The sequence below is a fragment of the Mesorhizobium tianshanense genome (assembly GCF_007830515.1).
GTDB lineage: Bacteria > Pseudomonadota > Alphaproteobacteria > Rhizobiales > Rhizobiaceae > Mesorhizobium > Mesorhizobium tianshanense.
Genome location: NZ_VLKT01000103.1, coordinates 1 through 14,248, shown reverse-complemented (window position 1 = coordinate 14,248; position 14,248 = coordinate 1). Strand labels below are relative to the sequence as shown.

At 62.3% G+C, this 14,248-nt stretch carries 13 protein-coding genes; 12 read left to right on the top strand and 1 reads right to left on the bottom strand.

Annotated features, from left to right (window positions below):
• The 12 genes from IQ26_RS37475 to IQ26_RS37420 all read left to right on the top strand — a co-directional run.
• The coding region (locus IQ26_RS37475; RefSeq protein ID WP_145720148.1) for an IS66 family transposase at window positions 1–280 on the top strand (280 nt) is incomplete at its 5' end.
• A 114-nt stretch (window positions 281–394) separates the two neighbouring features.
• A complete protein-coding gene (locus IQ26_RS37470) occupies window positions 395–1,645 on the top strand; it encodes an NAD(P)/FAD-dependent oxidoreductase (protein WP_145723375.1) in 1,251 nt (416 codons plus the stop codon).
• A 14-nt stretch (window positions 1,646–1,659) separates the two neighbouring features.
• Window positions 1,660–2,661 (top strand): 4-hydroxyproline epimerase, encoded by a 1,002-nt coding sequence (locus IQ26_RS37465; RefSeq protein ID WP_145723374.1) that lies wholly within the window; start codon window positions 1,660–1,662, stop codon window positions 2,659–2,661.
• Window positions 2,662–2,995: 334 nt separating this feature from the next.
• Window positions 2,996–3,898, top strand: coding sequence for a branched-chain amino acid ABC transporter permease (locus IQ26_RS37460; RefSeq protein WP_145723373.1), 903 nt, complete (start codon window positions 2,996–2,998; stop codon window positions 3,896–3,898).
• A 4-nt stretch (window positions 3,899–3,902) separates the two neighbouring features.
• Window positions 3,903–5,498 carry a high-affinity branched-chain amino acid ABC transporter permease LivM gene (gene livM / locus IQ26_RS37455; protein ID WP_145723372.1) on the top strand — a complete coding sequence of 532 codons (1,596 nt, stop codon included), beginning with the start codon at window positions 3,903–3,905 and terminating at the stop codon, window positions 5,496–5,498.
• Between the two features lie 20 nt (window positions 5,499–5,518).
• The gene (locus tag IQ26_RS37450; RefSeq protein WP_162458185.1) at window positions 5,519–6,871 is read left to right on the top strand and encodes an ATP-binding cassette domain-containing protein; all 1,353 of its coding nucleotides are present in this window, start codon (window positions 5,519–5,521) and stop codon (window positions 6,869–6,871) included.
• Window positions 6,871–7,599, top strand: coding sequence for an ABC transporter ATP-binding protein (locus IQ26_RS37445; RefSeq protein ID WP_145723370.1), 729 nt, complete (start codon window positions 6,871–6,873; stop codon window positions 7,597–7,599). The genes IQ26_RS37450 and IQ26_RS37445 overlap by 1 nt, the downstream gene beginning before the upstream one ends.
• Window positions 7,600–7,616: 17 nt before the next feature.
• The gene (locus tag IQ26_RS37440; RefSeq protein WP_145723369.1) at window positions 7,617–7,964 is read left to right on the top strand and encodes a DUF6867 family protein; all 348 of its coding nucleotides are present in this window, start codon (window positions 7,617–7,619) and stop codon (window positions 7,962–7,964) included.
• Between the two features lie 139 nt (window positions 7,965–8,103).
• Window positions 8,104–9,222 carry a branched-chain amino acid ABC transporter substrate-binding protein gene (locus IQ26_RS37435; RefSeq protein ID WP_145723368.1) on the top strand — a complete coding sequence of 373 codons (1,119 nt, stop codon included), beginning with the start codon at window positions 8,104–8,106 and terminating at the stop codon, window positions 9,220–9,222.
• Between the two features lie 233 nt (window positions 9,223–9,455).
• Window positions 9,456–12,914 carry a pyruvate carboxylase gene (pyc, locus tag IQ26_RS37430; protein ID WP_145723367.1) on the top strand — a complete coding sequence of 1,153 codons (3,459 nt, stop codon included), beginning with the start codon at window positions 9,456–9,458 and terminating at the stop codon, window positions 12,912–12,914.
• A gap of 135 nt (window positions 12,915–13,049) precedes the next feature.
• Window positions 13,050–13,310, top strand: coding sequence for a DUF2312 domain-containing protein (locus tag IQ26_RS37425; protein ID WP_023719653.1), 261 nt, complete (start codon window positions 13,050–13,052; stop codon window positions 13,308–13,310).
• 51 nt (window positions 13,311–13,361) lie between these two features.
• Window positions 13,362–13,817: a hypothetical protein gene (locus IQ26_RS37420; protein ID WP_145723366.1), complete on the top strand. Its 456-nt coding sequence runs from the start codon at window positions 13,362–13,364 to the stop codon at window positions 13,815–13,817.
• A gap of 100 nt (window positions 13,818–13,917) precedes the next feature.
• Here the strand turns inward: IQ26_RS37420 and IQ26_RS37415 are convergent.
• A partial coding sequence (locus IQ26_RS37415; protein ID WP_145723140.1) for a transposase occupies window positions 13,918–14,248 on the bottom strand: 331 nt, incomplete at its 5' end.

Genomic DNA, 14,248 nt, shown 5'->3' with positions numbered 1-14,248 from the left:
CATCCGGACCGACCGCCAAAGCTTCCTGAAGATCCTCCAACGCCCGGACATTCCGCTCCACACCAATGGCTCGGAGAACGATATCCGCAGCGTGGTGACCCGGCGCAAGATCAGCGGCGGAACCCACAGCAACCAGGGCCGTGCCGCCCGCGACACCATGCTCAGCATGATGAAGACCTGCAACAAGCTCGGTGTCAGCTTCTGGGATTATCTCGGCGACCGCCTCGGCATCCCTGGCAGCAAGATCCTACCGCTTCCCGTTCTCCTCGCCGCGCGCTGAACCCCAACAGCAGATCGACGCGCCCAAACGCCGCCGCTTTTGCCCCGGTTACGTTTTGAGGTTGTAAGTTTCGCATTCACATAGGCTTCGTTCCAGATGCCCTCTTACCCGGCCATGAATGACGATGCGACGCTCGACATCGCCATTGTCGGCGGCGGTATCATCGGCATCTGTGTCGCCGCCTATCTGGCCGAGGCGGGGCGCGACGTCACCGTCTTCGATCGGACGGGCATTTGCGAGGAAACAAGTTCCGGCAATGCCGCAGCCCTGGCCTTTTCCGATGTGCTGCCGCTGGCCCACAAGGGCATGATCAGGCACCTGCCGAAATGGCTTGCCGACCCGCTCGGCCCGCTGAGCATCCCGCCTGCCTACCTGCCGAAGCTGCTGCCCTGGCTTGTCCGTTTCTGGCGCGCCGGTCGAAGCGACCGTTACGAGGCCAGCCTCGTGGCGCAGGCCGGGATGATGCGGCTTGCCGAAGTCGAATGGGCCGGGCTGATGGCGCGCTCGGCAACAGGAAACATGTTGCGCGAGGAAGGCTCGCTTGAACTTTACGAGAGCGAGGCCGAGTTCAAGGCGTCGCTGCCCGGTTGGGCGGCCAGGCAGCGGTTCGGCATTGGCTTCAACCATGTCGAGGGCGACGCCCTCGCCGCCTTGCAGCCCGGCCTGTCGCCGCTTTTCGTCAAAGGCACCTTCGTACCCGGCTGGAAGACCGTCGCCGATCCGAAATCATTGGGCAAGGCGATCTGGGCCTATGCCGAGACCAAGGGTGCGCGTTTCGAAAGAGCGCGGATCGACCGTGTCGAAGCGGGGCAGGATGGCGCAACGCTGACGCTGGCCGACGGCACGGTGCGACAGGCAAAACGCCTCGTCGTCGCCGCCGGCGCGTGGTCGCATCTCCTGGCGAAACATCTCGGCGACCGCATCCCGCTTGAAACCGAGCGCGGCTACAACACGACCCTGGCGAAGACCGCCTTCGACGTGAAGCGGCAACTGATCTTCTCCGGCCATGGCTTCGTCATCACGCCGCTCGAAACCGGCGTGCGCGTCGGCGGCGCGGTCGAGCTCGGCGGCATCGAGCGGCCGCCTAACTACGCCCGCTCGGAAGCGCTGCTCGACAAGGCACAAAAATTCCTGCCGGGGCTTGATCCGGCCGGCGGCCGCGAATGGATGGGGTTCCGACCGTCGCTGCCGGATTCGCTGCCGGTGATCGGTGGCGCCAGGCAGGCCGGCACCATAGCCTATGCCTTCGGCCACGGCCATCTCGGCCTGACCCAGGCGGCCGCGACCGGACGCTTGATCCGCGATCTCATTCTCGGCCAAAATCCGGTGTTTGATCTTTCTCCGTTTTCTCCGAACCGCTTCTGACGGGATCTCTAGAAATGGCGCGCCACTCCTTCTTCTGCATCGACGGCCACACCTGCGGCAATCCGGTGCGGCTCGTCGCCGGCGGCGGACCGCTGCTCCAAGGGGCGACGATGATGGAGCGGCGCGCGCATTTCCTGGCCGAATATGACTGGATCCGCACCGGGCTGATGTTCGAGCCGCGCGGCCATGACGTGATGTCCGGCTCGATTCTCTATCCGCCGACGAGGCCCGATTGCGACATCGCCATCCTGTTCATCGAAACCTCGGGCTGCCTGCCGATGTGCGGCCACGGCACCATCGGCACGGTGACGATGGCCATCGAGCACGGGCTGATCAAGCCGAAGACGCCGGGCTTTCTCAGGCTGGACACGCCGGCCGGCATGGTCATCGCCGAGTACAAACAGGTCGGCGACCATGTCGAGGAGGTGCGCATCACCAATGTGCCGTCCTTCCTCCATGCCGAGGGGCTGACGGTCGAATGTCCGCAGCTCGGCGAGATCAGCGTCGATGTCGCCTATGGCGGCAATTTCTACGCCATCGTCGAGCCGCAGAAGAACTATCGCGACATGGCCGACCATTCCGCCGGAGACCTGATCGCCTGGAGCCCGGTGGTGCGGCAGCGGCTCAACGAGAAGTATTCTTTCGTGCATCCCGAGAATCCCGGCATCGGCCGGCTGTCGCATATGCTGTGGACGGGCGCGCCGACCGACAGCCAAGCGGATGCGCGCAACGCGGTCTTCTACGGCGACAAGGCGATCGACCGTTCGCCTTGCGGTACCGGCACCTCGGCGCGGATGGCGCAGCTTCACGCCAAGGGCAGGCTCAGGGCCGGCGACGACTTCGTCCATGAATCGATCATCGGCTCGCTGTTCAAGGGCAGGGTCGAAAAGGAGGTCACGGTGGCGGGCAATCCGGCGATCATTCCCTCGATCGGCGGCTGGGCGCGTATGACCGGATTGAACACGATCTTCATCGACGACCGTGATCCATTCGCACGCGGATTCGTCGTCAAATAGAGAGGATCCTGACCCAAGGGAAACCGAAAGAACGCAAAACCGGTTGCCTCGGCGGCGCAACGATCCCGCTCATCAACTTATTTTGACGGCGATTCCTTCGAAAGGAGGTGCATCTTGCGGACGAATCGTCAAAGACATTGCGTTATGCCAATGATAGGGTCCGCGATAGTCCAGAGGCCGGAAGGGAAAGAACGGGCAATCCGATGGCGTGTTTCAAAATCACGCATGACTATTGAAAAATCACGTTGCAATCCGGGCTCGAAACTTTACGACTAGGGGAAATACGAAAAGGAATGCGTCTGCATGGACGACATTCCAGGGGAGCCACGACAGCATGCAGTATTTTGTCCAGCAGCTTATCAACGGGCTGACGCTGGGATCGATCTATGGGCTGATAGCGATCGGCTACACGATGGTCTACGGCATCATCGGCATGATCAATTTCGCCCATGGCGACATCTTCATGGTCGGCGCCTTCACCGCCCTCATCGTTTTCCTCATCCTTGGTGCTTTGTTCTATTCCGTGCCGGTGGTCGTGGCGCTTCTGATCATGATGATCGTCGCGATGCTGTTGACCAGCCTGTACAACTGGACGATCGAAAAGGTGGCCTACCGGCCGCTGCGCGGTTCGTTCCGGCTGGCGCCGCTGATCACCGCGATCGGCATGTCGATCGTGCTGTCGAACTTCGTCCAGGTGACGCAAGGGCCGCGCAACAAGCCGATCCCGCCGATGGTGTCCAAGGTCTACAATATCGAGGGCATCAGCGTGTCGCTGAAGCAGATCATCATCGTGGTCGTCACCGCGTTGCTGCTGGCGCTGTTCTGGTACCTGGTCAACAGGACCTCGCTTGGTCGAGCGCAGAGGGCCTGCGAGCAGGACCGCAAGATGGCGGCGTTGCTCGGCATCGACGTCGACCGCACCATCTCGATCACCTTCGTCATGGGCGCCGCCCTTGCCGCCGTCGCCGGCACGCTGTTCCTGATGTATTACGGCGTCATCGCCTTCTCCGACGGTTTCACGCCCGGCGTGAAGGCGTTCACCGCGGCCGTGCTCGGCGGCATCGGCTCGCTGCCCGGCGCCGTGCTCGGCGGGCTGATGATCGGCTTCATCGAGAGCATGTGGTCGGCCTATTTCTCGATCGACTACAAGGACGTCGCCGCCTTCTCCATCCTGGCGATCGTGCTGATCTTCCTGCCTTCCGGCATTTTGGGCCGGCCAGAAGTCGAAAAGGTCTGAGATCATGCCCGGCACCGCATCTCCGGAGCGCGACATCGTCGCCACCCCCGTGCAACGCGCCACGCGCGAGGCGCTTTACGCCGGCGCCATCGCGCTCGGCCTCTTCGTGCTGTTCATCGGCCTGAAGACCGATCAGAACATCTCCAATGAGCTGATCCTTGTGCCGCGCTGGCCGCTTCTTGCAGCCGTGATTGTGCTGACCATGGCCGGACGCTTTTTCTATGTCGCCTATGGCCAGCCTTTCCTGGCCAGCCAGAAGGTCGCCGACATCGCCACCGGCCTGTTGCCGGACAGCGTGGCGACGCGGTTCTTCCGGTTGCCGTATTTCATCGCGGCCATCGCCATAGTGGCCGTGCTGGCTCTTCTGGCCGGCTCCCTCGATAGTTTGCTGGGGCCGGGCCTTGCCGGCTATGCACGGTTCGCGCGGGCGCTGGCGATCATCTATGCTCTCGCCTCGGTGCTGTTCTATTTCCGCAGCTTCATCCATGCCCACTTCTCGGTATTGGGCATCGCCGCATTGGCGGTCTATCCTATCATCGTCGTGCTGGTGCTTGCGCTGTACAGCGGATCGATGGCGGGCGGCTTTCAGGGTTCGCTGAAATGGGTCGACAATTTCGGCATCCAGATCCTGATCTATGTGATGTTGGCGTGGGGGCTGAATATCGTCGTTGGCCTCGCCGGCCTGCTCGACCTCGGCTATGTCGCGTTCTATGCCGTCGGCGCCTATGCCTATGCGCTGCTCGGTACGCATTTTGGCCTGTCGTTCTGGATCCTGCTGCCGGCCGCCGGCGCCATGGCTGCCTTCTGGGGCGTGCTTTTGGGCTTTCCGGTACTGCGCCTGCGCGGCGACTATCTGGCGATCGTGACGCTGGCCTTCGGCGAGATCATTCGTCTCGTGCTGATCAACTGGCGGGAGGTCACGAACGGCTCGGCCGGCATTTCCGGCATCCCGAAGGTTTCTTTCTTCGGGCTGATATCGTTCAACGTCTCGGACCCGAACTACATCGCCAAGGTGTTCGACATCGCCCAGTCGGGCGCCTATTACAAGATTTTCCTCTACTACCTGATCCTCGGGCTCTGCCTGCTTACCGCCTTCGTCACCATCAGGCTGAGGCGCATGCCCGTCGGCCGCGCCTGGGAAGCGCTGCGCGAGGACGAGATCGCTTGCCGCTCGCTCGGCATCAACACCACCACCACCAAGCTCACCGCCTTTGCCACTGGCGCCATGTTCGGCGGCTTCGCCGGCTCGTTCTTCGCCGCGCGGCAAGGCTTCGTCAGCCCGGAATCCTTCATCTTCCTGGAATCGGCGATCATCCTAGCCATCGTCGTGCTTGGCGGCATGGGTTCGCTGGTCGGCATCGCCGTCGCCGCCATGGTGATGATCGGCGGCACCGAGGCGCTGCGCGAACTCGATTTCCTGAAACAGGTCTTCGGTCCAGATTTCACGCCGGAACTCTACCGCATGCTGTTGTTCGGCATGGCTATGGTCATCGTCATGGTCTGGAAGCCGCGCGGCTTCGTCGGCAGCCGTGAACCGACAGCCTTCCTCAAGATGCGCAGGGCCGTATCCGGCTCCTTCACCAAAGAGGGCCACGGCTGATGAGTGATGCGAGCCCACCCATGAACGATGCGATCCTGCACGTCGAGCATCTGTCGATGAAGTTTGGCGGTCTCGTCGCCATCGGCGATCTCTCCTTCCGGGCCAGGCGCGGCGAGATCACCGCGCTGATCGGACCGAACGGCGCCGGCAAGACCACGGTGTTCAACTGCATCACTGGTTTCTACAAGCCGTCGGAAGGCATGATCACGCTCAATCGGCGCGACGGCTCGAGCTATCTGCTCGAACGTCTGCCGAATCATGAGATTCCGGCGCGCGCCAAGGTGGCGCGCACCTTCCAGAACATCCGCTTGTTCTCGGGCATGACGCTGCTGGAGAACCTGCTGGTGGCGCAGCACAACAAGCTGATGAAGGCGTCCGGCTACACCGTCCTTGGCCTGTTTGGCTTCAGCGGCTACCGGACGGCGTCGGCCGAGTCGATCGACCTGGCCAGGCACTGGCTGGAAAAGGCCGACCTCATCGACCGAGCCGACGATCCGGCCGGCGACCTGCCCTATGGCGCGCAACGGCGGCTGGAGATTGCGCGGGCCATGTGCACGGGTCCGGAACTGCTCTGCCTCGACGAGCCGGCCGCCGGGCTCAATCCGAAGGAATCAATGGCGCTCAATGCGCTCCTTATGGACATCAAGGACAACACCGGCACCTCGATCCTGCTGATCGAGCACGACATGGCCGTGGTCATGCAGATTTCCGACCATGTCGTGGTGCTCGAATACGGACGCAAGATCTCGGACGGCAGTCCGCAGGCGGTACGCACCGACCCGCGTGTCATCGCCGCCTATCTCGGGGTCGAAGACGAGGAAGTCGAGACCGTGTTGACCGAGGTCGGCGACGAAGACATCATCGAGCAACTGGATACGGGTCCGGATTCGGCGCATGGCCCGGGCACGTCATCTTCATATCTCGCCGGACCGGTGACCGAGACGGTCGGCCACAGCGAGGGCGAACGCGTCACGGTGTCGAAGGGCGCCTCGAAAGCTGGGCAAGTCGATGCAAGGTCGTCCGCTGCGGCAAACAAGGCAGCCAAAGCTACACCCCCAAAAACCTCCAGGACCAAGCCTGCCGCAAAGCAGAACTCACCCAGGGCAATCTCTAATGCGCTCGATGCGCCGCGCGACGGGATCGCTGACCGGCTGGCGCTGATCAAAGGTATCGGACCGATCAGCGAGAAGCTGCTCAACCAGCATGGTATTTTCCACTACGACCAGATAGCTGCATGGAAGAAAGCCGACGTGGAGGCAGCCGAGACTTATCTCGCCTTTGACGGCCGCATTGCTCGCGAGGACTGGATTGGCCAGGCGAAGGCGCTCGCAAAAAGGGCCTCTGCGGCGGGCAAGCGCGGAGGGCGCAAGTAATGGCCGGCACAACGCTGCTCGATATCAAGGGCGTCCAGACCTACTACGGCAATATCAGGGCGCTGAACGGCGTCGATGTCACCGTCAAGCAGGGCGAGATCGTGGCGCTGATCGGCGCCAACGGCGCCGGCAAGTCGACGCTGATGATGACCATTTTTGGTGCTCCACGCGCCCGCGCCGGCACGATCACCTTCGCCGGCACTGACATCACCCAGTTGCCGACCCATGAGATCGCGCGCATGCGCATCGCCCAGTCGCCGGAGGGCCGGCGCATCTTCCCGCGCATGACCGTGATGGAAAACCTGCAGATGGGCGCCAGCCTCGACAACCTCAAGCATTACGAGGAGGATGTCGAGAAGGTGTTCACGCTGTTTCCGCGCCTGAAGGAACGCATTGCCCAACGCGGCGGCACGCTGTCGGGCGGCGAGCAGCAGATGCTGTCGATCGCGCGTGCGCTGATGGCGCGGCCGAAGCTGCTCTTGCTCGACGAGCCGTCGCTGGGCCTGGCGCCGCTGATCGTCAAGCAGATCTTCGATGCCATCCGCGAACTGAACCGCACGCAGGGGCTGACCGTGTTCCTGGTCGAGCAGAACGCCTTCGGCGCGCTGAAGCTCGCCACGCGCGGCTATGTCATGGTCAACGGCAATGTGACGATGAGCGGCACCGGCAAGGAGTTGCTCGCCAATCCGGAAGTGCGCGCGGCTTATCTTGAAGGCGGCCATCACTGATTTCAGGAGTCTTCATCATGCAGGGCATTCTCTACGAGGAACCCTCGGTCTGGCAGTTCTTCTTCGTCACCTGCCTGCTTGGCGGCTGGGCCGCATGGATGACAGGCAAGGCCTGCGCCCAGACATGGCGCAGTTTCCTCCAGCTGTTCGCCTATATGCTCGGCCTCGGCATCGCCGTAAGGTTCATCCATCACGCGCTGTTCGGCGGCACGATGTTCTCGCTGCAGTACTACGTCGTCGACACCATAGTCCTGATGATATTGGGCTTCATCGGCTATCAGTACACGCGCACCAATCAGATGGTGACACAGTATAATTGGCTCTACGAAAGAGCATCGCTTTTGAGCTGGAAACCAAAAGGTTGACGTTCACCATTAACGCCGTTTCAAGAATGAATCGGCGTGACAAGCGCCTGAAAATCGGCAAAGTACCCTTTCTGCGAGTAAAAGTGGGCATCGCATGAAAGCATCATTCACGCCCACTCCGTAAATGGGAGCGTTTTACATGAGAAAGTCACTTTTGTCCGCCGTCGCCCTGACCGCGCTCGTCGCGTTCAGCGGCAGCGCGTGGGCTGACATCCTGGTCGGCGTCGCCGGTCCTATCACCGGACCGAACGCCGCCTTCGGCGCGCAGTTGCAGAAGGGCGCCGAGGCGGCTGCCGCCGAGATCAACGCGGCGGGCGGTATCAATGGCGAGCAGGTCAAGATCGCGATCGGCGACGACGTCTCCGATCCGAAGCAGGGCATTTCGGTCGCCAACAAGTTCGTCGGCGACGGCGTCAAGTTCGTGGTCGGCCACTTCAATTCGGGCGTCTCGATCCCAGCGTCGGAAGTCTACGCGGAGAACGGCATCCTCCAGATCACGCCGGCTTCGACCAATCCGCAGTTCACCGAACGCGGCCTGTGGAACACGTTCCGCACCTGCGGACGCGACGACCAGCAGGGCAGCATCGCCGGCGCTTATCTCGCGGCGAACTTCAAGGATGCCAAGATCGCGGTCATCCACGACAAGACGCCTTACGGTCAGGGTCTTGCCGACGAGACCAAGAAGGCGATGAACGCAGCCGGCCTGACGGAAGCCATGTACGAAGGCGTCAATATCGGCGACAAGGACTTCTCGGCGTTGATCGCCAAGATGAAGCAAGCCGGCGTTTCCATCATCTATTGGGGTGGTCTGCATACCGAAGCCGGTCTGATCATCCGCCAAGTGGCTGACCAGGGCCTCGAGGCGACGATGGTTTCCGGCGACGGCATCGTGTCGAACGAGCTGGCCTCGATCGCCGGCGATGCGGTTGCGGGCACGCTGAACACGTTCGGCCCGGATCCGCGACTGATCCCGGCGAACAAGGAGCTCGTCGAGAAGTTCCGCGCGCAGGGCTTCGAGCCTGAGGCCTACACGCTTTACGCCTACGCCGCCATGCAGGCTATCGCGGGAGCAGCGACGGCCGCCAAGTCGAACGATTCGCAGGAAGTCGCCAAGGCTCTCAAGGCCAACGGCCCGTTCAACACCGTGCTGGGCGAGCTCTCCTATGACGAGAAGGGCGATCCGACGCTGCCTGGCTATGTCATGTTCGAATGGAAGAAGGGCGACGACGGCAAGTACACCTACGTCCAGAAGATGTAGCCTGTCGACGACGACAATTCCGAAATGCCCGGCGCCTTGCGCCGGGCATTTTTCGTTTGATGTATTACCTTGTTGTCGGAGCGTCCCTTGCGCATTTGAGGGAACGCGGCTCGCTCTAACGCAAAGAATCGATTTAAATCGGTTTAACCTCCGCCCGATTTTGTTTGCGCTGCAGCATTTTCGCGTTAATCATGGCGCCGGTCCCCTTCCCATCAGCGTCCGGAGCCTTGTCCTTGGCAATCACGAAGATCCTTGTCGCCAACCGGTCCGAAATAGCCATCCGCGTCTTCCGCGCGGCTAACGAACTCGGCCTCAAAACCGTTGCGATCTGGGCCGAGGAGGACAAATACTCGCTGCACCGCTTCAAGGCCGACGAAAGCTACCAGGTCGGGCGCGGGCCGCATCTGACCAGGGATATGGGGCCGATCGAAAGCTATCTGTCAATCGAGGAAGTGATCCGCGTCGCCAGGCTTTCGGGCGCCGATGCCATCCATCCGGGCTATGGGCTGTTGTCGGAAAGCCCTGAATTCGCCGAAGCCTGCGCCAAGGCCGGCGTCATTTTCATCGGACCCAGGCCGGATACGATGCGCAGGCTCGGCAACAAGGTCGCCGCACGCAATCTCGCCATCGAGGTCGGCGTGCCGGTGATCCCCGCCACCGAGCCGTTGCCGGATGACATGGAGGCGGTCAAGAAACTGGCCAAGGAGGTCGGCTATCCGGTGATGCTGAAGGCATCCTGGGGTGGCGGCGGGCGCGGCATGCGCGCCATTCGCTCCGAAGCCGACCTTGCGCGGGAAGTCACGGAGGGCAAGCGCGAGGCCAAGGCTGCCTTCGGCAAGGACGAGGTCTATCTCGAAAAGCTGATCGAGCGCGCTCGCCACGTCGAGGTGCAGGTGCTTGGCGACACACATGGCAATGCCGTGCATCTATTCGAGCGCGACTGTTCCATCCAGCGTCGCAACCAGAAGGTCGTCGAGCGCGCGCCGGCGCCGTATCTCGAAATGTCGCTGCGCGAGGAGCTCTGCGGTTATGCGCTGAAGATCGCCCGCGAGACGAGTTATATCGGCGCCGGTACGGTCGAGTTCCTGCAGGATGCCGACACCGGCAAATTCTACTTCATCGAGGTTAACCCACGCATCCAGGTCGAGCACACCGTAACCGAGCAGGTGACCGGCATCGATATCGTCAAGGCGCAGATCCACATCCTCGACGGTTTTGCCATCGGCACGCCGGAATCGGGTGTGCCGGCGCAGAAGGACATTCGGCTGAACGGCCACGCGCTGCAGTGCCGCATCACCACGGAAGATCCCGAGCAAAACTTCATTCCGGACTACGGCCGCATCACCGCCTATCGCGGCGCGACCGGTTTTGGCATCCGCCTCGACGGCGGCACCGCCTATTCGGGCGCGGTCATCACCCGCTTCTACGACCCGCTGCTGGAGAAGATCACCGCCTGGGCGCCGACGCCGCTAGAGGCGATCCAGCGCATGAACCGGGCGCTGCGCGAGTTCCGCATCCGCGGCGTGGCGACCAACCTCACCTTCCTCGAGGCCATTATCAATCACCCGAGCTTTGCCGACAATTCCTATACGACCAAGTTCATCGACACGACGCCGGAACTGTTCGCGAGCGTGAAGCGGCAGGACCGGGCGACCAAGCTGCTCAACTATTTGGCCGATGTCAGCGTCAACGGCCATCCCGAGACGCGCGGCCGGCCGCAGCCGAAGGCCGATGCGGCGGCACCGATGGTTCCTTATCTCAACGGCAACGTGCCTGACGGCAGCAAGCAGAAGCTCGACGCGCTTGGGCCGGAGAAATTCGCGGCCTGGATGCGCGCACAAAAAGCGGTGCTCGTCACCGACACGACGATGCGCGACGGACATCAATCCTTGCTCGCGACGCGCGTGCGCACATATGACATCGCCGGCATTGCCGGCACCTATGCGCGTGCACTGCCGCAGCTTTTATCGCTCGAATGCTGGGGTGGGGCGACCTTCGACGTCGCCATGCGCTTCCTTACCGAAGACCCGTGGGAGCGGCTGTCGCTGGTGCGCGAGGCGGCGCCCAATTTGTTGCTGCAAATGCTTTTGCGCGGCGCCAACGGCGTCGGCTACACCAACTATCCCGACAATGTCGTCCAGCACTTCGTCAAACAGGCAGCAAGCGGCGGCATCGACCTCTTCCGCGTCTTCGACTGTCTGAACTGGGTCGACAACATGCGCGTCGCCATGGACGCGGTCGGCGCCGAGGGCAAGCTGATCGAAGCGGCGATCTGCTACACCGGCGACATACTCGACCCGGCCCGAGCCAAATACGACCTCAAATACTATGTCGCGCTGGCCAAGGAGCTGCAGGCGGCCGGCGCCCATATCATCGCGGTCAAGGACATGGCTGGGCTCTTGAAGCCGAATGCTGCCCGCGCACTGTTCGAGGCTCTACGCGAGGCGACCGATCTGCCGATCCACTTCCATACGCACGACACGTCGGGCCTGTCGGCGGCGACGGTGCTGGCGGCGGTGGACAGCGGCGTCGACGCCATCGACGCGGCGATGGACTCCTTGTCGGGCAACACCTCGCAGCCTTGCCTGGGCTCGATCGTCGAGGCGCTGAAGGGCACCGAACGGGATCCGGGCCTCGACCCGCAATGGATCAGGAACATCTCGTTCTACTGGGAGGCGGTGCGAAACCAGTATGCCGCCTTCGAGAGCGACCTGAAGGGGCCGGCCTCGGAAGTCTATCTGCACGAAATGCCGGGTGGGCAGTTCACCAACCTCAAGGAACAGGCGCGCTCGCTCGGACTGGAGACGCGCTGGCACGAAGTGGCGCAGACCTATCACGACGTCAACCTGATGTTCGGGGACATCGTCAAGGTAACGCCGTCGTCCAAGGTTGTCGGCGACATGGCTTTGATGATGGTGAGTCAGGACCTGACCGTTGCCGATGTCGAAAACCCGGCCAAGGATATCGCCTTCCCGGACTCGGTCGTGTCGATGCTGCGCGGCGACCTCGGCCAGTCGCCCGGCGGCTGGCCGGAGGCACTGCAGAAGAAGGTGCTCAAGGGCGACAGGCCAATCACGGACCGGCCTGGCTCTCTGCTGAAAGCGGCCAATCTCAAGGCCAGCCGCAAGGAGGTCGAGGACAAGCTGGAGCACAAGCTCAGCGAATTCGAGTTCGCCTCGTGGTTGATGTACCCGAAGGTGTTTTCCGACTTTACCGCGGCGCAGGAAACCTACGGGCCGGTCAGCGTGCTGCCGACGCCGACCTATTTCTACGGCATGAAACCGGAAGACGAGATATTTGTCGACATCGAGAAGGGCAAGACACTGGTGGTACGCTGCCTAGCCATCGGGGATGTCGATGAGAAGGGCATGGTCACCGTATTCTTCGAGCTCAACGGCCAGCCGCGCCGGATCAAGGTGCCGGACCGCGCGCATGGCGCTTCCGCCGCCAAGGCGCGGCGCAAGGCCGAACCGGGCAACGAGGCGCATATCGGCGCGCCGATGCCGGGCGTGGTCTCGGCGCTCGCCGTTGCCGCCGGCCAGGCGATCAAGGCCGGCGACGTGCTTTTGTCGATCGAGGCGATGAAGATGGAGACGGCATTGCATGCCGAGCGTGATGGTACAATCGCCGAAGTGCTGGTCAAGGCCGGCGACCAGATCGACGCCAAGGATCTGCTGATCGCCTTCGGGTGAGACTGCGTCTGGCGGCAGCCCTTCATGCCGCATCGATAACAGCTTGACCCGCCGCCCCTGGTCGGGCATCGAACCGCTGCAAATTCGCCGCGACAGATCGTCTGAGTCGCGGCGCGAAAACGACGCGGAGAAAAAATGGCCGACGACATCACCGAGACCAGCCAGACCGTTGCCGCCGGCCAGCTGCGAGCCTTCATCGAGCGCATCGAGCGGCTCGAGGAAGAGAAGAAGACGATCGCCGACGACATCAAGGAAGTGTTCGCCGAGGCCAAGGGCACCGGCTTCGACACCAAGGCGATGCGGTCGATCATCCGGCTGCGCAAGAAGGACCAGGCCGAGCGGCAGGAGGAGGAATCGATCCTCGACCTCTACAAGGCCGCTCTCGGCATGGTTTAAGACTGGCAACAGTCCTGGGCACTGGTTGCGGCGCCCTCAACGGGTCGAACCATGAGCGAATTCGACTTTGGCGTTCGCCGCGCCTCTGAATTCCGCCAACGCGGCTTCTGGACGCTGTTCGTGGAACGGCATCCGGAAGAAAGAGCTCTGATGGCGCGGCGCGGACCCTGGTTCTGGCAGCGCAGGCTGCCCGACTTCGCATTGGTCCTTTCCATGTATGTCGCGCCGGCGCAGAACCATGTCGGCGTCTTCTTCGGCCGCAACGAGAAGTTCGGTGCCACGGAAGCCTGGTCACGGTTGAAGCCGTTCCAGCCGGCGATCGAAGACAGGTTGAAGCTCAGGCCGGAACAGAGTTGTGAGGGCCTCGGCATCAATTCGCTGTGGCGGGTGAACTGTTTTGCCGAGGACAATTGGCCGGCCATGGCCGACTGGCTGGTGACGGAAGCATCGCGCTTCGAGCGTGCCGTTGCCGAGGTTCTGGGCAACGCTGGCGAAGCCGATCCGTGAAATTGCCTGCCTGTCGGCCGCTTGAGCTTATCGTTTGACCATGATCTTTTTCGAAAACCGCTATTCACTTTTCGGGATCATGGTCTAAAGCGTGTCGCGATTAATCGGCCTCATATCCAGCAGCTTTGAAGAAGTTTCGGCACTGAGTGGGGTCGAAGAGGTCGCAGATGTCGCCGAGCGCATGGCAGAGCGCCTCGAAGGTTCTGGCCGCCTTCTTGCGCAGCAGCGTCTTGAGCTTCGAGAAAGCCATTTCGATCGGGTTGAGATCAGGTGAGTATGGCGGCAGGAACAGCATCCATGCGCCGCGTCGGCGCACCAGTTCGTGGGCCCGCTCGCTCTTGTGGAACCCGACATTGTCGAGGATGACGACATCGCCGGGCTCAAGTTCGGGCGCCAGTTGCGTCTCGACCCAGCTCTCGAAGCGCCGGCCG

Coding starts and splice junctions, on each gene's coding strand:
- IQ26_RS37470 (WP_145723375.1), top strand. CDS start 395: ATGAATGACGATGCGACGCTCGACATCGCCATTGTCGGCGGCGGTATC.
- IQ26_RS37465 (WP_145723374.1), top strand. CDS start 1,660: ATGGCGCGCCACTCCTTCTTCTGCATCGACGGCCACACCTGCGGCAAT.
- IQ26_RS37460 (WP_145723373.1), top strand. CDS start 2,996: ATGCAGTATTTTGTCCAGCAGCTTATCAACGGGCTGACGCTGGGATCG.
- livM (WP_145723372.1), top strand. CDS start 3,903: ATGCCCGGCACCGCATCTCCGGAGCGCGACATCGTCGCCACCCCCGTG.
- IQ26_RS37450 (WP_162458185.1), top strand. CDS start 5,519: ATGAACGATGCGATCCTGCACGTCGAGCATCTGTCGATGAAGTTTGGC.
- IQ26_RS37445 (WP_145723370.1), top strand. CDS start 6,871: ATGGCCGGCACAACGCTGCTCGATATCAAGGGCGTCCAGACCTACTAC.
- IQ26_RS37440 (WP_145723369.1), top strand. CDS start 7,617: ATGCAGGGCATTCTCTACGAGGAACCCTCGGTCTGGCAGTTCTTCTTC.
- IQ26_RS37435 (WP_145723368.1), top strand. CDS start 8,104: ATGAGAAAGTCACTTTTGTCCGCCGTCGCCCTGACCGCGCTCGTCGCG.
- IQ26_RS37425 (WP_023719653.1), top strand. CDS start 13,050: ATGGCCGACGACATCACCGAGACCAGCCAGACCGTTGCCGCCGGCCAG.
- IQ26_RS37420 (WP_145723366.1), top strand. CDS start 13,362: ATGAGCGAATTCGACTTTGGCGTTCGCCGCGCCTCTGAATTCCGCCAA.